Origin of the sequence: Chryseobacterium soli, assembly GCF_000737705.1 — a bacterium.
Taxonomy (GTDB): domain Bacteria; phylum Bacteroidota; class Bacteroidia; order Flavobacteriales; family Weeksellaceae; genus Chryseobacterium; species Chryseobacterium soli.
The window spans coordinates 1,118,568-1,137,352 of sequence record NZ_JPRH01000001.1; the positions used below are offsets into that span (position 1 = coordinate 1,118,568).

Here is an 18,785-nt window from a genome sequence, read left to right on the forward strand (position 1 = left end):
AAATTAATAAAAATTTAAGTGATTCAATGTTTAATCGTGAATATTATTGTTCTTATTTTTAAGATATATTAATCCTATCAATAAGCAGACAGCAGCTACCCCAATCGGATACCAAAGTCCCTGAAGATACCATGTCGGATGTCCTGCATCTTTTCCTACCGTCACCAGATAAGTGGCAACTGCCGGAAGAAGTCCTCCAAACACCCCGTTACCGATGTGATAGGGCAGCGACATTGAGGTATAACGGATTCTCACCGGGAACATTTCTACAAGGAATGCTGCGATCGGACCATACACCATGGTAACAAATATCACCTGGATAAATACAAGGAATACAAGATACCATTTCGTATCATCACTCAGTCGTAATGATTGTGAAACTTTCGGTTCCTCAGCTTTGCCTTCTTTTATCACCGGCCCGCTGGCAGACCAGTGGACAATACTGTCTTTTTTGATTAATGTTCCGTCTGTAAACAAGGTTTCTTTATGAAAAGTAATCAAACTGTCTGAAGCAATATCTTTGTGGATTTTAGCGGTTCTTTTTTCTGTAATTCCGTTCGCAGCAACCGTTTTGCTTTCAAGATTAATGCTCTTGTACATGCTGTCGTAAATAGGGCGGTACGATAAAATGGCTACCAGCATTCCCGTCATCATAATGGCTTTTCGTCCGATCTTATCCGAAAGCCATCCGAAAAACACAAAAAAAGGAGTCCCTAAAAGCAATGCAGTAGCCATCAGGGAATCAACCTGTGCTGATTCTACATTCATTACCTTTTGTAGGAAACTCATCGCATAAAACTGTCCGGTATACCAGATGACCCCCTGACCCATTGCAGCACCAAATAGTGCCAGCAGTACAAATTTGAAATTGTATTTATTGCCGAAGCTTTCTTTTAAAGGATTTTTAGAAGTCTTTCCCTCGCTTTTTGCTTTGGCGAAAAGGGGAGATTCTTTCATGTTTTTTCTGATCACATACGAAACTCCGACCATTAAAATAGAGATCCAGAACGGAACTCGCCATCCCCAGGAATCGAATTCATCTGCCGAAAGGGTGTTTTTCGTAATCAAAATAACAATCAGTGAAATGAAAAGTCCCGCTGTAGCAGTAGTTTGGATCCATGAAGTCCAATAACCTCTTCTGTGAGGTTGTGCATATTCTGCAACATAAGTGGCAGCGCCTCCATATTCTCCTCCTAATGCTAATCCCTGCAGTAATCTTAAAATTAAAACCAAAACAGGAGCCATAAATCCGATGGTTTCATAACTTGGAATACATCCGATCAGGAAAGTGGAAAACCCCATGATTAATAACGTAACAAGGAAGGTGTATTTTCTTCCGATGATGTCTCCTAATCTCCCAAAAAACAAGGCTCCAAAAGGCCTTACGACAAACCCTGCTGCGAATGTAGCCAGAGTGGATAAAAATGCTGCCGTAGGATTATCTGCCGGGAAAAATTTTGTAGCTAAAACAACGGCTAGACTTCCAAAAATATAGAAGTCGTACCATTCTATCAGGGTGCCGAGTGATGACGCAGTAATCACACTCCATATCGTGCGGTTTTTCTGCTTTTCGGTCATGTTATCGTATTGGATTTCGCTCATAGTATTTGATTTTAGATAGTAGTTAAAAGTGATAGTTCATCCTGTTTTTCTTACAGATAAATTTGAAACTGAAGAATAAATTCGCCTTTTGAAGAAGGTTTTTCTGTCGGGCTGTTATATACCGGTCTGGTTGAATATTGGGTAGTGATCTTAGCGTGATGTCCATCGATAAGCCAGTTGGCACCGACATCGAATTGTGAAGAAGATTTGTCAAACGCCTCAAAATTTTTATAGGTGTAAGCTGCAAAAGGTTGAATCCTTATTTTTGGTTTTTCTGTCTGGCTTGGTAAAAGCAATCCGGCCTGTGCGTAGATAATATTACCTGTTCCGATGGTGGGTTGTAGATTTCCCGGGCCGGCGATCGCTTTATTTCCGATAAAATTAGGATCAGTGGAAGCGATATTCATAATTCCCAGATTTCTTATGTAATTCGGTCCGAATTGGTAATTGTAATAGCCTGCATACGCTGAAACGGCCATTTTGTGCTTAGCATTTCCAAGAGGTATATCCGCAAAAGCATCTACCGCTACAAGAGTAATGTCGTGTTTTTCTACGGTTGAATTCACTGAAGTTCTTGTTCCGTCTGCCTGATGATAAAAGCCGGCACCTACATTGAAAACTTTCTTTGTTCCCAGATAAGAACCCACTTTAAAGGGTAATGTATTCGATTCCTCATCAAGAAACTGATATTCCACATATCCGGCTTTTGAAAAGCTGGGATTTCCGTTGTTGTCTACCGCGACAGCTTTCGAAGGATCTGTTACATTCACTGGAACCAGATCCGTAGCAAAAGGTTTGTTTAAACTGAACCGGTACTCCAGTTTTCCATACTTTCCTTTAGCAAACATTCCCAGCTGCCTTGCAAATTGGTCTGAATTATCAATTAAAGGCCATGAAAAGATAGGGGAGTCTATGGTAAGAAAATTTAAGGTGGACCCCATTGTCATTCGGGAAAGTCCCATATAGTAATGCAGTCCGGCACCGAAAGATAAACTGAATTTTCCGGCTTCCCCAGGTAAAATAACTGCATATTCGTTCCATGCATCATGGAAGAATAGTTGAGGTTTTTTTCCGTTTCCATAGCCACCAGTTCCGGTTGTTCCCGAAGCACCTCCATTGATGAAGGTCTGGTTGTTGATTCCGAAATGAACCAGGATCATATATCTTTTAGAAATCTGAGCGTACGCCAAGGCGCGTAATCTTCGGTTTCCCAGGCTCCAGGAATTGTCAGTAGCTTCTCCGCCCACCATACTCCCAGGGTTCATTTGGGTGTTTCTTACCCAAAACTGGTCCCAGAGAATGAACCTGACGTATTTGTCGCCTTGTGGAGTAATGTTTAATTTCAACCCGCTTCCATAATCAGGAGAGCCTTGTGAATAGAGTGAACTGCTAATTAATGCTAATCCAATAAATGTGAGTATTTTATTCATAAATTATCAATTTTTTGGCGTTAATTTTGTGAATGCCAAATTGTAATTAATTATTTATGTATAAAAATTTAATATATATTAATGGTAATAGTATAGTTGTTGGTTAATAGTTGTTGGTTATTGGTGTTTGGCTGTTGGTGTTTAGTATTGAATACTTGGTGTTTAGTCTATTTGTAAAGTTGGTAGTCTGAAATCTGATGTCTGGCGTCTAATGTCTGACTATCCAAACCTCTACTTCTTAAACCTCTCCCACTTAATCAGCATGTATTTGTCTGCAAACTGAGTGATAATAATGCCGGAATCTTTAAGGTTTTCTTCCTTAGCAATGTAATCCACTAATTCGTGCTGCTTTAAAATTTTATATACCGGATGGAACTCAGAATGAGGAGGCCTTGTGATGTTGTATTTCTTAATCCATGAGCTTATGGTGACATGAGAAACGCCTATAATACGTTCTATTTCACGGTAGCTTAATCCTTCCAGATACAATTGAAGGGCCTTGGTTACATAGTAATCATCAATCTTTTTGCCTAATTTTTTTACCGTAAAATAATAATTACAGTCCTTACAGTGGAAGCGTTGCTTCTCATTGACAATACCGCTTTTTACAATTTTGTCACTGTTGCATTTGGGGCATTTCTTTTCCATGTATAGTATTTTAGCAAATATATAATAATTTAGCAAATTTATAAAAATCAAATAAGATATATTATCTTGTAAAATAGATTTAAACGAAAAAAATATCTTTTTAATTTGGATTGTAAAGTTATTATGCTTTAAATTTGCCAAAAAATTCAGATAAATAAATGGAAATAGAAGTTTCCTCATGCGAACATCTAATGTATGTGAGTGAAATACAGCAGGAAATGTATGATTCTGCGCAGCGTAGAGGAACGGGAATCGCAAAACGTTCCATCGAATATTTAAGTAAAAAGATTTCGGAAGGCAATGCTGTGGTGGCTACCGAAAATGGGGAATGGGTAGGTTTCTGTTATATTGAAACCTGGTCACATGGTCAGTTTGTGGCAAACTCAGGGTTAATCGTTTCTCCGAAATTCAGGAACAGAGGTGTTGCAACCCTGATTAAAAATAGGGTTTTCCAGTTGTCGAGAGAAAAATATCCTACTGCAAAGGTGTTTGGATTAACAACAGGTCTTGCGGTAATGAAAATAAACAGCGACTTAGGGTATAAGCCGGTTATTTATTCTGAACTCACACAGGATGAAGAGTTTTGGAACGGTTGTAAGAACTGTGTGAATTATGAAATTTTAATGATGAAGGAACGCAAGAACTGTCTGTGTACAGCAATGCTTTTCGTTCCTGATAACAAGATAGATAAAGAGGCTGAAAATATTCAGTCCAAAGAAAAAGAAAGTAGTGAGGTAAGCCGGGCAGAGGAAAAATCTGCGGAAGAATTACCTCTTATAATGAATAATAATAAAAAGAATACAGATGAAAAAGAAAGTAGTCTTAGCGTTTAGTGGTGGATTGGATACCTCTTACTGTGCAAAATATCTTAGTGAAACATTAGGATATGATGTATATGCAGTAACTGTGAATACAGGAGGTTTTTCTAAAGAAGAAGAAAAAGAACTTGAAAAAAAAGCCTTCAATCTTGGGGTAAAAGAATACAGGTGCATTAACGCTCAGGAAGATTACTACAATTCATGTGTAAAATATCTGATCTTCGGGAATGTATTGAAAAATAATACTTATCCGCTGTCTGTAAGTGCTGAACGTACCATTCAGGCACAGGATATTGCAAAATATGCCATTGAAATCGGGGCTGATGCGATTGCTCATGGAAGTACGGGAGCCGGAAATGATCAGGTTCGTTTTGATCTGATTTTCCAGGTGATGTGTCCGGAGGTGGAAATCATTACGCCCATCCGTGATATGGCTCTTTCCAGAGAAGAAGAAATTGAGTTTCTGAAAAACTACGGCTATGATATGGAATTCCATAAAGCTCAGTATTCTGTAAATAAAGGCCTTTGGGGGACTTCAGTTGGAGGAAAAGAGACATTGACTTCTCGATACAACCTTCCTGAAGAAGCTTATCCTTCGCAGATCAAAGAAACGGTGCCGTCAGAACTGGAGATTGAATTTAAAAATGGTGAAGTGGTAGGAGTGAATGGTGAACACTTTAAACATTCTGTAGAAGCCATCCAGAAAATTGAGGCTTTAGCTTCGGCGTATGGAATCGGCCGTGATACCCACGTTGGAGATACCATTGTCGGGATTAAAGGACGGGTAGGATTTGAAGCGGCGGCGGCATCGGTGATCATTAAAGCACACCATTTATTGGAAAAACATACCCTTTCAAAATATCAGCAGATGATGAAATCACAGTTATCCGACTGGTATGGAAACTGGCTTCATGAAGCATTATTCCTGGATCCTGTGATGAGAAATATAGAATCCTTTTTAACGGATTCTCAGGAAACAGTTAGTGGAAAAGTATTTATAACCCTTCATCCGTACCGGTTTGTTTTAAATGGAATTGAATCTGTACATGATTTAATGTCCGATAAATTCGGAAGTTATGGAGAGGCAAACAGAGCATGGACAGGAGAAGATGTGAAAGGATATACTAAAATTGTAAGCAATTCTTTAAATATATATCATCAGATAAACGGAGGAAAAATATGAAGACGGTAGGAATTGTGGGAGCCAATGGATATACAGGAAGCGAACTAGTTCGCGTGCTGGCTTTTCATCCCAATGTGACATTGAGTTTTTTATATAGTCGTTCCAATTCGGGTACAAAGATTTCTGATCTGTACCCGGATTTAGGGACAGTTTGCGAAATGGTTTTGACGGATACACCAGAAGAAGTGGATATTCTTTTTCTATGTCTTCCACACAAGGAAAGCCAGAATTGGCTGGGGCAATATTCCGTGAAAGAAGAAACATTGGTTATTGATCTGGGAAATGATTTCCGTCTGGAAGGAAATTTTGGAAACAGAAATTTTATCTACGGACTTCCTGAAATCAACAAAAAAAATCTTTTGGGAGTCAAAAGTATTGCGAATCCGGGTTGTTTTGCTACAGCGATTCAACTGGCGTTACTTCCGCTGGCGGGAAAAGGCTTATTGAAAGAAGTATACACCACGGGGATTACCGGCTCTACAGGTGCGGGGCAGTCTTTACAGGCAACCACCCATTTTACGTGGCGGAATGATAATATATCAGCATATAAAACACTGGCCCATCAGCATGTGGATGAAATTTTACTACAGCTGGTTGAGTTGAACAACAGTGAAGTTAACCTTCACTTTGTGCCATGGCGCGGGGATTTTGCAAGAGGGATTTTTACAAGTTCAACCCTAAAAACAGAGCTTGAACTTTCAGATATTGATCAGTTGTACCGGAATTTTTATGAAGATGAACCGTTTGTAACGGTAAGCAGCAGGGCAATTGATCTGAAACAGGTTGTCAATACGAATCGCTGTGTGATTCAAATTGAGAAAAGTGGAAATGTAGTCGTTATTCACTCAGCGATTGACAATTTGTTAAAAGGAGCTTCCGGACAGGCCGTACAAAATATGAACATCGCCATGGGCTGGGAAGAAAATCTGGGATTATATTTAAAACCGATAGCTTTTTGATGTAAAAAGTATCATGTACAATGTAAAAACTGAATAGCCAATAAGCTAGTCGTGAATTTTAAAAACTCCAATCAAAACCGACCTAGGAAAATGAAGCGTTAAGAAAAATAGTTTTGTGAGCGTTAAGAAAATTCCACTGTTTGAGTGCGACACAAATAGTAAATCGAAGAACTAATATTTCAATTCGCACAAGTTTTGGGATTTTTAGAGAACAAAAATATTTTTTAGCGGAATTTTCCAGTCTTGAACTTTTGTTTCTTTTGTTTCAAGACAAAAGAAATTAATTAAAATAAAAAAATGAATTTATTCAACGTATATCCATTATTCAACATACATCCTGTAAAAGCCGAGGGATCTTTTCTTTGGGACGAAAAAGGAGAAAAATATCTTGATTTCTACGGAGGTCATGCCGTAATTTCTATTGGACATAATCACCCTTATTATCAGGGAAAACTGAAAGAGCAACTCGAAAAAATATCATTCTATTCCAATTCTGTGCAGAATGAACTGCAGACTGAGCTGGCAGATAAACTGGGAAAACTCTCAGGATATGAAGATTATAACCTTTTCTTATGCAATTCCGGAGCTGAAGCCAATGAAAATGCTTTAAAACTGGCTTCTTTTCATAACGGAAAAAGTAAAGTCCTGTACTTTTCAGGTTCTTTTCATGGGAGAACTTCTGCGGCGGTTTCTGTAACGGATAATCCTAAAATTGTTGCGCCGGTCAATTATTCTGAACGGTTTATTAAATCCGATTGGAATGATATTGAGCAGCTTGAACAAATTTTCAAAACGCAGGGAAATGACATTTCATCTGTTATTATCGAAGGAATTCAGGGCGTAGGAGGTATTATGATCCCCACTCAGGAATTTTTATCTAAAATCAAAACACTTTGTGAAGAATACAATGCAGTGTTGATTATGGATGAAGTACAGTCGGGATACGGAAGATCCGGGTATTTCTTTGCCCATCAGGAATTTGAAATTCAGCCGGATATTATTACCACGGCAAAAGGAATGGGAAATGGCTTTCCGATCGGTGGTGTTTTGATTCATCCGAAATTTGAAGCAAGCAATGGTCTTTTAGGAACAACGTTTGGCGGAAATCATCTGGCATGTGCTGCAGCAATCGCTGTGTTGGATGTTATGAAAGAAGAAAAGCTAATGGAAAATGCCCAGCATATGGGCGATTATATTGAACAGAAAATTAAAGATTTCCCACATATTAAATCGATACGAAGGAAAGGCTTGATGATCGGAATAGAACTGGATAGGGACTGTTCGGAAGTGAGGAAAGAACTATTGTATGATCATCACATTTTTACGGGGAATTCCAATGATAAAAGTGTATTGAGGATTCTCCCGGCACTGAACATCGGAACCCAGGAAACTGATCTTTTCATTGATGCCTTACAAACGGTATTGAATGCTATTTAACCTTATGTGTACTTCTTATGTTGTATAGTTTAAATCAATACAATAAATAAGATAAAAAATCTTTAAACATCAAAACAATGAAAAATTTTACCTCTGTAAGCGATATTGAAAACTTACAGGACATTATAAAAAAAGCGTTACAAATTAAAGAAAACCCTCTTTCCGATACAGAAAAAGGAAAAGGAAAAACAATAGGCCTTGTATTTTTAAATTCAAGCTTAAGAACGCGTTTAAGCAGCCAGATCGCTGCACAGAATTTAGGACTTAATGTATTGACATTAAATGCCGCCCAGGAAGCTTGGAATCTTGAATTTGCCGACGGAGCTGTAATGAACGGGGATACGGTAGAGCATATCAAAGACGCCATTGAAGTATTGAACCAATACTGTGATATTATTGCAGTCCGTTGTTTTGCAGGAATGAAAAGTAAGGAAGATGATGTGAATGAAAGCATTATGAGCCAGTTTGAAAAACATGCAAAAGTTCCTGTTGTATCCCTTGAATCAGCAACCCGCCACCCATTGCAAAGTCTTGCCGACTGTATTACCATCACAGAAAACTGGAAAGAAGAGCGTAAGCCGAAAGTAGTTTTAACCTGGGCGCCACACATTAAGCCTATTGCACAAGCTGTAGGGAATTCTTTTACAGAATGGATGCAGGAAATGGATGTCGACTTTGTGATTGCCAACCCCGAAGGGTATGATCTTGATAAAAACTTCACAAAAGATACAAAAGTATTTCATAATCAGGATGAAGCATTAAAAGATGCTGATTTTGTTTACGTTAAAAACTGGTCGTCTTTTGACGAATATGCAACTATGCCTGAAGTGAAAGAAAGCTGGATGTTAACCGCTGAAAAACTGGAAAATACCAACAATGCTAAAGTAATGCACTGTCTTCCGGTTCGTCGTAACGTAGAATTAAGCGATGAGGTAATGGACGGTGAAAACTCTATCATCTATCAGCAGGCTAAAAACCGTATTTTCTCTGCACAGGCTGTTTTTTCAGAGATTTTAGATGAATTAAAATCTAAATAAAATCAAACCTAGGTTTACATTCGCAAAAAAAACGTTTACAATGAAAGAAAAATTATACATCATAAAAATCGGCGGTAATTTAATTGATGATGAGGCATTATTGAACGAGTTTTTAGAGCAGTTTTCTGAAATTACGGAAAAGAAAATTCTGGTTCACGGAGGCGGAAAACTGGCAACCACGTTGGCGGATAAATTAGGTGTTGAACAAAAAATGATCAACGGACGAAGAATCACGGATAAAGAAACGCTCGATATTGTGGCAATGGTGTATGCAGGAAGAATCAATAAAAATATAGTGGCCAAACTGCAGCAGAAAAAGTGCAAGGCAATAGGTTTTTCCGGTGCTGATGCAAATTTAATTAAAGCAAAAAAAAGAGAACATGCTGAAATAGATTTCGGATTTGTGGGTGATATTGAGAAGAAAAGTGTGAACAAGAAGTTGATTTCAAAATTAATTAAACTAAAACTTGTCCCCGTGTTTTCAGCAATTACCCATGATAAAAAAGGAAATCTTTTTAATACAAACGCAGATACGATTGCTTCGGTAATTGCTCAGGCTTTATCTGCAAAATATGAGGTAGAATTGTTGTATTGTTTTGATAAAGAAGGAGTGCTCGAGGACGTGGAAAATCCTAAATCCGTTATTAAAAATATCTCTGAAGAAGAATTTTCTGTTTTAAAAGAAGCCGGAAAACTCCATAAAGGAATTCTTCCCAAACTTGAAAATGCATTGGGAGCCGTGAAAAATAAGGTGTCTAAAGTATTCCTGATCAAAGAAACCGAACTGAAAAACCATATACAAAACCATCATGCAGGAACTGAAATCTGTTTATAGTAAAGAAGAGCTGTTTAACAATGCGGTTGAACTGCTGAAGAAACTGATTGAAATTCCTTCATTCAGTAAAGATGAATACAATACTTCCGTAGAAATCGAAAACTTTTTTAAAAAGCATCAGGTCCCTACCGAACGTTATAAAAATAATATCTGGGCCGTTAATAAGCACTTTGATGATGCTAAACCATCTGTGTTGCTCAACACTCATCACGATACCGTAAAACCTAATAAAGCTTATACGCTGGATCCGTTTGTAGCCATTGAAAAAGAAGGAAGACTATATGGCCTGGGAAGTAATGATGCAGGCGCTTCGCTGGTGTCTATGGCACAGGTTTTTTTACATTTCTATGAAAGAGAAGACTTGGATTATAATCTCGTAATTGCTTTGACAGCGGAGGAAGAAATTTCAGGGTTTGATGGGATTGAAGGACTTTTCCCTCAACTTCCGAAGATAGAATTGGCCATTGTAGGAGAACCAACGCAGATGAATCTGGCTATCGCAGAAAAAGGACTACTGGTGATTGATGGAGAAATGAAAGGAACCCCTTCCCATGCCGCACATCCGAATAATGACAATGCGATTGTAAAATGTCTTGAAGACCTTCAGCATATTGTGAATTTCAAATTCCCAAAGGTATCGGATTATTTGGGTGAGGTAAAAATAACATTATCGGGAATTCAGGCCGGAGTACAGCATAACGTAGTTCCTGAAGCCTGTCATTTTACACTCGATGTGAGGGTTACGGATGAATATAACAATCAGGAAGCTTTTGAGATCATTCAGGCACAGATGAAATCTACATTGACAGCGAGGTCTTTTAGGTTAAATTCTTCGAAAATAGAAAGGGATCATCCTTTTGTACAGGCAGGATTAGCTATTGGAAGGACAAGTTACGGATCACCAACATCATCTGATCAGGCCATTATTCCCTGTACCTCAGTGAAAATTGGACCCGGAGACAGCAGGCGCTCCCATACTGCGGATGAATTTATAGAAGTAAAAGAAATAGAAGAGGGGATTGAAATATACATCCAAATTTTAGAAAAAGTCTTGTAGACATCAGACACAGATATTCAAAGTCTGAAATCTAACATCTGAAGTCTAATAAAAAAATGTTTTGACCCAGCCCTGTATGGCAGTAATGCAGCGGATCGTTTTTAATAAAGATTTATGCAAAAAACAGAATTAGGAACATGGTTTTTATTGAATGTGGAAATTGTTACAATTTTTCAATAATAAAGGAAGCCATACCGGGCGAAGTCAAAATAAACTTGAGTGTTTGCACTCAATTATTTAAATAAAGAAATTATGAAAAAAATATGGCAGAAGGATAACCTGGCCACCAATATAGCAGTCAATACATTTACCGTAGGTAAAGATCTTGATTTTGATGAACGTTTAGCGAAATATGACGTTAAAGGTTCTATGGCGCACTGCAAAATGCTTGCAGAAGTGGGAATTATTTCAACAGAAGAATCCGAACAGATGCTCTCTGTTCTGGAGCTTGTCTTAGAAGATATTAAAGCAGGAACATTTGAGATCGATGCTTCGGCAGAAGATATCCATTCCCAGATCGAAGCGATTTTAATAGAAAAATTAGGAGATACAGGAAAGAAAATCCATACGGCACGATCCAGAAACGATCAGGTGCTGTTGGATATCAAGCTTTATCTTTTAGATGAAATCCGTGAAATTACAACCCTTACGGACGGTTTTTTCCAAACCCTGATTCAATTGGCAGAACAGCATAAAGAGGTATTGCTTCCGGGCTACACTCATCTTCAGATTGCAATGCCATCTTCTTTCGGACTTTGGCTGGGAGCATATGCAGAAGCGTTGCTGGATGATGTGGAAATGCTTTTTTCCGTGAAAAATATCATCAATAAAAATCCTTTAGGTTCGGCTGCAGGGTATGGATCTTCCTTTCCGATCAACCGGGAAAGTACGACCTATAACTTAGGATTTCAGTCGATGAACTACAATTCCGTATATGCGCAGATGACCAGAGGAAAGTCTGAAAAAATGCTTGCGATGGCGATGGCGACGTTAGCCGGAACACTTGGGAAATTTGCATATGACGTTTGCCTGTATCTCAGTCAGAACTTCGATTTTATAAGCTTTCCGAAGGAATTTACCACAGGGAGTAGCATTATGCCGCATAAGAAAAATCCGGATATCTTCGAATTGGTAAGAGCGCGTTGCAACAGAATTCAGTCATTACCGAATGAGCTTATTCTGCTTACCAGCAATCTTCCTTCAGGCTACCACAGAGATGTGCAGCTAACCAAGGAAATACTTTTCCCTGCGATTGATTCTTTAAAAGAATGTCTGGAAATTTTAAACTATACCTTGCCTAATATTCAGGTGAGAGACGGGATTCTGGAAGATGAAAAATACAAATACCTCTTCAGTGTAGAAAAAATCAATGAAGAAGTTAAAAAAGGCAGTTCCTTCCGTGATGCCTATGTAAAAATAGGGCAGGAAATTGAAAATAACGAGTTTGAATTTGAAGTAGGAAAACTCAGCCATACCCATCAGGGAAGTATAGGAAACCTTTGTTTAGATAAGATTGAATATCAGTTTAATAAACTGAAAAATAAAATATTGGGTTGATAGTAAACCATTAGGAGTATTGAAGCTTAAGTCAGATCTTAATCACTTTAAAAATCTTAATGGTTTATAAAATTATTGAAAATTAGTCCAGATCAATTTTAAATTTAGTGGATTTTTTCACCTCATGCAGTACGATAGAGCTGTGGTATTGCCCGATATTAGGGATGTTTGAAATAACATTAACCGCAAAATCATTATACGAATTAATGTCTTTCGCAATGATTTTCAGCATATAATCATATTCACCTGAAAGGCTGATGATTTCCTGAACTTCATCGTGTTTTTCAATGTTTTTTTCAAAAGTTTCCAGTACTTTTTGAGACTGTTCCTTGAGACGGACATTGCAATATACCACAATATTAAGGCCTAATTTTTCGCGGTTTAAAAGACCTACATATTTTTCAATGATTCCCTGTTTTTCCAGCTGTTTGATACGTTCATACGTTGGGGTAAAAGTAAGACCGATCTTTTCTGAGATTTCTTTTACAGAATAAGTAGAGTCTTCCTGAATAATACTGAGAATCATTTTGTCTTTAGCGTCCATATATTAGTTTGATAGATAACAAAAATATTAAGAAAAAATGAGAATAGTGTGTGATTGAAGGTTTTTAATTTTTTTGAAAATTTAGTTTTGTCATATCGGGGAAATGTTATATCTTTGCACCTAATGAATAAAAAAGTATTTATATCATTAGATTTACCGGGCGAAAGCGCCCTTTACGATATTTATTGTTATTAAGCGAAGATTTTTGTCTTCGCTTTTTTTATGTAAAAAAATTAAGATATTATGTTTACGATTACAGAACTAAGTACCGAGAGAATCAACAGTATACTGACAGAAGCTATGGCTTTTGCTGAAGGAAAAACTGCTAAAATTGAAGGAGAAGTTTTTTGTTCAAATCTCTTCTTTGAAGACAGTACAAGAACAAAAACAAGCTTTGATATTGCCGAAAGAAAATTAGGATTGCAGGTCGTTCCTTTCGATGCTTCCCACAGTTCCGTAAACAAAGGTGAGAGTTTGTATGATACTGTAAAGACAGTGGAGAGCGTAGGCGTAAACCTGGTCGTAATCAGAGATAAAAAAGACCGGTATTTTGAAGAATTAAAAGACATCAGCATTCCGGTGATCAACGGGGGAGACGGAACAGGAAACCACCCATCACAATGCATGCTGGATCTGCTGACGATCTACCAGGAGTTTGGAAAATTTGAAGGATTGAAAGTAGGGATTGTGGGAGATGTGAAACACAGCCGTGTGGCCAACTCCAATGCAGAAGCACTGAGAAGGCTGGGAGCTAAAGTGTATTTCTCAGGACCAGAACAATGGTTTGATGAAGGGGCATTAATTAATGGAACGTACCTTTCTGTAGACGAAATGATCAAAGATGTGGATGTATTAATGCTGCTGAGAATACAGCACGAAAGACACGATGCACAAATGAGTTTCTCCGCTTCTGAATACCATAAAAAATATGGATTGACGAAAGAAAGAGAACAGCTCATGAAAAAAGAAGCAATCATCATGCATCCGGCACCGATTAACAGAGGGGTTGAGATCGATACAGATCTTGTAGAGTGTGAACGTTCAAGGATCTTTAAGCAGATGCAGAACGGGGTTTTCGCAAGAATGGCTATTCTTAAAGAAGCGTTGGAAGAAAAAGGATTTAAATTTAAATAGATTGTAAAAAGTATAATGTACAATGTGAAAAGTAAGAATACAGAGTACATCTTACAACTGACATTGTACAAAAAAAGTAAAAATGAAAAAGAAATTAATATTAGAATCCGGAGAGGTTTTTCACGGAGAAGGTTTCGGAGCAGAGTTGGATACTGCTGGTGAAGTGGTTTTTAACACCGGGATGACAGGATATCAGGAGCTGATCTCCGATCCGTCTTATTGCGGTCAGATCGTTTGTATGACTTATCCACTGATCGGAAACTACGGAATCAACCGTGACGACTACGAAAGTATTGAACCGGCTATTAAAGGTCTTATCGTAAAAGAACTTTGTGACCTGCCTTCCAACTTCCGTACGCAGATTACTCTAGACGAATTATTCAAAAAGAAAAATCTTTCAGGGATTTCAGGAATTGACACAAGAAGACTGACCAGGATTCTTCGTAACTCCGGAGTTGTAAAAGGAAAGATCGTAAATGATGATGCTGATCAAAATGCTGTTGTTGAAGAATTAAAAAGAACGACTTTCCCAACCAACCAGGTGGAAATGGTTTCTACAAAAACACCATACGCCAACCCGGGAAGAGGTTTCAAAGTGGTATTGGTAGATTTCGGTTCCAAATTGGGAATCATCAGAGAATTATCTCACAGAAACTGTGATATCATTGTCGTATCCCACGATACAACAGCAGAAGAGATCTTATTAATGGATCCGGACGGGATTATGCTTTCAAACGGTCCTGGTGACCCGGAGGACAACCAACAGGCACTGGAAATGGTCCGCGGATTATTAGGTAAAGTTCCTATTTTCGGAATCTGCTTAGGACATCAGCTGATAGGTCTGGCTTGTGGAGCAAAAACGTTCAAGTTAAAGTTCGGACACAGAGGTGGAAACCACCCGGTTTTAGATTTAGCAAAAAACACGGTTTCTATCACTTCCCAAAACCATGGATATGCAGTAGACCAGGAAAGTCTTAAAGGAACAGACCTTGTAGAAACACACATCGCATTGAATGACAGAACCAACGAAGGATTAAAACACAAAATCCACCCTTGCTTCTCTGTTCAGTACCACCCGGAAGCAAGCCCTGGCCCTGAAGATGCAAACTACTTGTTTGATGAGTTCATTACATTGATGGAAGATTTTAAGAAATAAGAGAGACATCAATAAGTAGATAGTGACCCTGTCATTCAGAACGAAGCGAAAGCGCAGTGAAGAATCTTTTGAATTAAAAATCAGATTCCTCGTACCTCGGAATGACAAAGCATGAAAAAATAAGTCAGATAAAAAGTAAAAAATACAAAGTCTGGAATCTTGGCTCTTAGCTCTGGAATCTTGACTTTCTCAAAACAAAAAAATGGCAAAACGTACAGATATAAAAACAATTTTAGTAATCGGTTCCGGACCAATCATCATCGGTCAGGCAGCAGAATTCGATTACGCAGGAACGCAGGCTTGTTTGTCTTTAAGAGAAGAAGGCTACAAGGTTATTTTGATCAACTCAAACCCTGCAACGATTATGACGGATGTTGAGATCGCTGATAAAGTATATATCGAGCCGATTTCACTTCAGTTTGTAAGCCACATCATCAGAAAAGAACGTCCTGACGCACTGCTTCCTACATTGGGAGGTCAGACCGGACTGAATATGGCGGTAGAATTACAAAACTCAGGAATTCTTGAAGAATGTAAAGTAGAAGTACTGGGAACTACACTTTCAGCCATCAACAGAGCGGAAGACAGAGATCTTTTCCGTGAGCTGATGAGAGAGCTGAACGAGCCGGTACCTGAATCTGATATTGTAAATACCGTAGAAGGTGCATTGCGTTTCGCTGACGAAATCGGATACCCGGTAATTGTTCGTCCTGCGTTTACCATGGGAGGAACAGGAGGCGGAATCGCTTCCACTGAAGCTGAATTGAAAGAGATTGCTGAACTGGGTCTTAAATACAGCCCGGTTACCCAGTGTCTTATTGAAAGATCCATCGCAGGTTTCAAAGAAATAGAATATGAAGTAATGCGTGATGCCAACGACAATGCGATTGTGGTTTGTAACATGGAAAATATAGATCCTGTAGGAGTACACACAGGAGACTCTATTGTGGTAGCGCCTTCACAGACGCTTTCGGACAGAGAATATCAGTTATTGAGAAATGCTTCCCTGAAAATCATCAGAGCATTAGGAATTGAAGGTGGATGTAACGTTCAGCTGGCCCTGGATCCTCACTCATTTGATTATTACATCATCGAGGTGAATCCAAGAGTTTCCCGCTCTTCAGCCCTGGCAAGTAAAGCAACAGGGTACCCGATTGCTAAGATTGCGGCTAAGATTGCAGTAGGATTAACGCTGGATGAAATCATGAACCCGGTGACCGGTAAAACGTACGCTTGTTTTGAGCCGGCATTGGATTATGTGGTTACTAAATTCCCAAGATTCCCTTTCGATAAATTCGAAACTGCGGACAGAAGACTTTCAACGCAGATGAAAGCAACAGGAGAAGTAATGGCAATCGGAAGAAACTTTGAAGAATCTCTACAGAAAGCAATCCGTTCTCTGGAAACCGGAATCAGACATTTAGGATTAAAGAAAAAGCAGGCTGATGCTTTAACCGATGAAGAAATCGAAAGAAGAATCAGAGTATGTGATGACGAAAGATTATTCATCATCGGAGATGCGTTAAGAAGAGGATACGACTGGGAGCAGATCGTAGAATGGAGCAAAATCGATAAATTCTTCATCTGGAAAATGAAAAAACTCATCGATTTCGAAAAAGTAATTGCTGATAACAAATTCGACTTAGAGACTTTAATTAAAGCTAAAAAACTAGGTTTTGCCGATTTGAATATCGCTCATCTTTGGGAAGTTTCTCAACGTGATGTGTATAATTTCAGACAGGAACACAAAGTACTGCCGGTTTTCAAAATGGTAGATACCTGTGCAGCGGAATTTGAAAGTGAAACCCCTTATTTCTACGGAACCTACGAAGAAGAAAACGAAAGTGTTGTTACCGATAAAGAAAAGATCATTGTTTTGGGTTCAGGACCTATCAGAATCGGTCAGGGAGTTGAATTTGATTACGCTACCGTACATTCAGTTTGGGCGATCAAAGAGATGGGGTATGAAGCGATTATCATCAACAATAACCCTGAGACAGTTTCTACAGACTTCTCGATCTCAGATAAATTATACTTCGAGCCGCTTACGGAAGAAGATGTAATGAACATCATTGATCTTGAAAAACCAAAAGGAGTGGTTGTACAGTTTGGAGGACAGACAGCGATAAACTTGGCAGATAAATTGGCAAGTTATGGCGTGAAAATCCTAGGAACTACCCTGGAAGACCTTGACAGAGCTGAAAACAGAGATAAATTTGAAAAAGCACTTCAGGAAATGGGAATTCCTCAGCCATTAGGAAAAACTTGTTTTACTAAAGAAGAAGCTTTGGTGATTGCTAACGAAATTGGCTTCCCGGTATTGGTTCGTCCAAGTTACGTATTGGGAGGAAGAGCCATGGAAATTGTGTACGATGACAAGGAGCTTACGTATTACATGAATAATGCAGTACAGGAAAACTCTGAACATCCGATCCTGATCGACCGTTACATTACCGGAAAAGAAGTGGAAATAGATGCGATCTGCGATGGTGAAACGGTGATTATTCCGGGGATTATGGAACACATTGAAAGAGCAGGAGTTCACTCCGGAGATTCAATTGCTGTGTATCCGCCACAAAATGTATCCCAGGCAGAAATTGATACTTTAGTAGACTATACCGAAAGACTGGCCAAAGGATTGAACGTAATCGGATTAATGAACATCCAGTACGTGTTACTTGATGGAAATGTATTCGTGATCGAAGTAAACCCACGTTCATCAAGAACGGTTCCTTTCCTTTCTAAAATCACGGATGTGCCGATGGCTAACCTGGCAACAAAAGCCATCTTAGGACAGAAACTGAAAGATTTAGGTTACAAAAACGGATTGGTTCCTAATAAAGAAGGAGTCTTTGTGAAAGTTCCGGTATTCTCATTCTCTAAACTAACGAAGGTAGACATCTCCCTGGGACCTGAAATGAAGTCCACAGGAGAAGTAATGGGGAAAGATACAACACTTGAAAAAGCGCTTTACAAAGGATTAATCGCGGCAGGAAGAAAAGTTCCGATGCACGGATCTATCTTGTTCACCGTAGCAGATAAACATAAGCAGGAAGCAGCAGATCTGGCAGCAAGATTCCATGAAGTAGGGTTCAGAATCTGGGCTACCGAAGGAACTGCTAAATTCTTTGCAGAAAAAGGAATTCCTTGTAAAATAGGGTATAAAATAGGAGAAGACGACGTTAATCTTATCGACCTGATCCAAAAAGGAAAAGTACAGTATGTAGTCAATACCATGACGAAAGGAAAGCAGTCCGAAAGAGACGGATTCCAGATCAGAAGAATGAGTGTTGAAAACGGAGTGCCTTGTCTGACTTCTATGGACACTGTAGAAGCAATTTTAAAGGTAATCGAAAGCATGACCTTTAAAATGAATGCAATGTAATTT

General features: G+C 38.7%; 15 protein-coding genes. 11 read left to right on the forward strand and 4 right to left on the reverse strand.

What is annotated here, in order from left to right:
* Positions 1 to 30 precede the first annotated feature (30 nt).
* From IW15_RS05115 to IW15_RS05125, 3 genes are all read right to left on the reverse strand, one after another.
* Positions 31 to 1,602, reverse strand: a complete 1,572-nt coding sequence (locus IW15_RS05115) for an MFS transporter (protein ID WP_051881762.1) — start codon at positions 1,600 to 1,602, stop codon at positions 31 to 33.
* A gap of 50 nt (positions 1,603 to 1,652) precedes the next feature.
* Positions 1,653 to 3,032, reverse strand: coding sequence for a hypothetical protein (locus IW15_RS05120; RefSeq protein WP_034709722.1), 1,380 nt, complete (start codon positions 3,030 to 3,032; stop codon positions 1,653 to 1,655).
* A 231-nt stretch (positions 3,033 to 3,263) separates the two neighbouring features.
* Positions 3,264 to 3,680 carry an IS1/IS1595 family N-terminal zinc-binding domain-containing protein gene (locus IW15_RS05125; RefSeq protein WP_034709724.1) on the reverse strand — a complete coding sequence of 139 codons (417 nt, stop codon included), beginning with the start codon at positions 3,678 to 3,680 and terminating at the stop codon, positions 3,264 to 3,266.
* Between the two features lie 158 nt (positions 3,681 to 3,838).
* On the opposite strand from IW15_RS05125, the gene IW15_RS05130 reads away from it, so the two are divergent.
* The 8 genes from IW15_RS05130 (at position 3,839) to argH (ending at position 12,563) form a co-directional block, all read left to right on the forward strand.
* Positions 3,839 to 4,513 carry a GNAT family N-acetyltransferase gene (locus tag IW15_RS05130; protein WP_034709725.1) on the forward strand — a complete coding sequence of 225 codons (675 nt, stop codon included), beginning with the start codon at positions 3,839 to 3,841 and terminating at the stop codon, positions 4,511 to 4,513.
* Positions 4,485 to 5,681: an argininosuccinate synthase gene (locus tag IW15_RS05135; protein ID WP_034709727.1), complete on the forward strand. Its 1,197-nt coding sequence runs from the start codon at positions 4,485 to 4,487 to the stop codon at positions 5,679 to 5,681. The genes IW15_RS05130 and IW15_RS05135 overlap by 29 nt, the downstream gene beginning before the upstream one ends.
* The gene (gene argC, locus IW15_RS05140) at positions 5,678 to 6,640 is read left to right on the forward strand and encodes an N-acetyl-gamma-glutamyl-phosphate reductase (RefSeq protein WP_034709729.1); all 963 of its coding nucleotides are present in this window, start codon (positions 5,678 to 5,680) and stop codon (positions 6,638 to 6,640) included. Before IW15_RS05135 ends, argC begins: the two co-directional genes overlap by 4 nt.
* A 297-nt stretch (positions 6,641 to 6,937) precedes the next feature.
* A complete protein-coding gene (locus IW15_RS05145; RefSeq protein ID WP_034709731.1) occupies positions 6,938 to 8,077 on the forward strand; it encodes an aspartate aminotransferase family protein in 1,140 nt (379 codons plus the stop codon).
* A gap of 77 nt (positions 8,078 to 8,154) precedes the next feature.
* The gene (locus IW15_RS05150) at positions 8,155 to 9,114 is read left to right on the forward strand and encodes an N-acetylornithine carbamoyltransferase (protein WP_034709733.1); all 960 of its coding nucleotides are present in this window, start codon (positions 8,155 to 8,157) and stop codon (positions 9,112 to 9,114) included.
* 40 nt (positions 9,115 to 9,154) lie between these two features.
* Positions 9,155 to 9,949, forward strand: coding sequence for an acetylglutamate kinase (argB, locus tag IW15_RS05155; RefSeq protein WP_034709734.1), 795 nt, complete (start codon positions 9,155 to 9,157; stop codon positions 9,947 to 9,949).
* Positions 9,924 to 11,006, forward strand: coding sequence for a M20 family metallo-hydrolase (locus tag IW15_RS05160; protein ID WP_034709735.1), 1,083 nt, complete (start codon positions 9,924 to 9,926; stop codon positions 11,004 to 11,006). Before argB ends, IW15_RS05160 begins: the two co-directional genes overlap by 26 nt.
* Positions 11,007 to 11,258: 252 nt before the next feature.
* Positions 11,259 to 12,563, forward strand: a complete 1,305-nt coding sequence (gene argH, locus IW15_RS05165; protein ID WP_034709736.1) for an argininosuccinate lyase — start codon at positions 11,259 to 11,261, stop codon at positions 12,561 to 12,563.
* An 82-nt stretch (positions 12,564 to 12,645) separates the two neighbouring features.
* On the opposite strand, the gene IW15_RS05170 is transcribed toward argH, so the two are convergent.
* Entirely contained in the window at positions 12,646 to 13,107 is a 462-nt protein-coding gene (locus tag IW15_RS05170; RefSeq protein ID WP_034709737.1) for an Lrp/AsnC family transcriptional regulator, read from the reverse strand.
* A gap of 243 nt (positions 13,108 to 13,350) precedes the next feature.
* Between IW15_RS05170 and IW15_RS05175 the strand changes: the two genes are divergently transcribed.
* From IW15_RS05175 to carB, 3 genes are all read left to right on the forward strand, one after another.
* Positions 13,351 to 14,241: an aspartate carbamoyltransferase catalytic subunit gene (locus tag IW15_RS05175; protein WP_034709738.1), complete on the forward strand. Its 891-nt coding sequence runs from the start codon at positions 13,351 to 13,353 to the stop codon at positions 14,239 to 14,241.
* Between the two features lie 82 nt (positions 14,242 to 14,323).
* On the forward strand, positions 14,324 to 15,397 hold the full coding sequence (locus IW15_RS05180) for a carbamoyl phosphate synthase small subunit (RefSeq protein WP_034709739.1): 1,074 nt from the start codon (positions 14,324 to 14,326) through the stop codon (positions 15,395 to 15,397).
* A gap of 202 nt (positions 15,398 to 15,599) precedes the next feature.
* Positions 15,600 to 18,782 carry a carbamoyl-phosphate synthase large subunit gene (carB, locus tag IW15_RS05185; protein WP_034709740.1) on the forward strand — a complete coding sequence of 1,061 codons (3,183 nt, stop codon included), beginning with the start codon at positions 15,600 to 15,602 and terminating at the stop codon, positions 18,780 to 18,782.
* Positions 18,783 to 18,785: the final 3 nt, after the last annotated feature.

Bases quoted from the DNA above. Each gene is read 5' to 3' on its own strand.
- IW15_RS05115 (WP_051881762.1), bottom strand. From the start codon at position 1,602: ATGAGCGAAATCCAATACGATAACATGACCGAAAAGCAGAAAAACCGC.
- IW15_RS05130 (WP_034709725.1), top strand. From the start codon at position 3,839: ATGGAAATAGAAGTTTCCTCATGCGAACATCTAATGTATGTGAGTGAA.
- IW15_RS05170 (WP_034709737.1), bottom strand. From the start codon at position 13,107: ATGGACGCTAAAGACAAAATGATTCTCAGTATTATTCAGGAAGACTCT.
- IW15_RS05135 (WP_034709727.1), top strand. From the start codon at position 4,485: ATGAAAAAGAAAGTAGTCTTAGCGTTTAGTGGTGGATTGGATACCTCT.
- carB (WP_034709740.1), top strand. From the start codon at position 15,600: ATGGCAAAACGTACAGATATAAAAACAATTTTAGTAATCGGTTCCGGA.
- argC (WP_034709729.1), top strand. From the start codon at position 5,678: ATGAAGACGGTAGGAATTGTGGGAGCCAATGGATATACAGGAAGCGAA.
- IW15_RS05120 (WP_034709722.1), bottom strand. From the start codon at position 3,032: ATGAATAAAATACTCACATTTATTGGATTAGCATTAATTAGCAGTTCA.
- argB (WP_034709734.1), top strand. From the start codon at position 9,155: ATGAAAGAAAAATTATACATCATAAAAATCGGCGGTAATTTAATTGAT.
- IW15_RS05175 (WP_034709738.1), top strand. From the start codon at position 13,351: ATGTTTACGATTACAGAACTAAGTACCGAGAGAATCAACAGTATACTG.
- IW15_RS05145 (WP_034709731.1), top strand. From the start codon at position 6,938: ATGAATTTATTCAACGTATATCCATTATTCAACATACATCCTGTAAAA.
- IW15_RS05150 (WP_034709733.1), top strand. From the start codon at position 8,155: ATGAAAAATTTTACCTCTGTAAGCGATATTGAAAACTTACAGGACATT.
- argH (WP_034709736.1), top strand. From the start codon at position 11,259: ATGAAAAAAATATGGCAGAAGGATAACCTGGCCACCAATATAGCAGTC.
- IW15_RS05160 (WP_034709735.1), top strand. From the start codon at position 9,924: ATGCAGGAACTGAAATCTGTTTATAGTAAAGAAGAGCTGTTTAACAAT.
- IW15_RS05180 (WP_034709739.1), top strand. From the start codon at position 14,324: ATGAAAAAGAAATTAATATTAGAATCCGGAGAGGTTTTTCACGGAGAA.
- IW15_RS05125 (WP_034709724.1), bottom strand. From the start codon at position 3,680: ATGGAAAAGAAATGCCCCAAATGCAACAGTGACAAAATTGTAAAAAGC.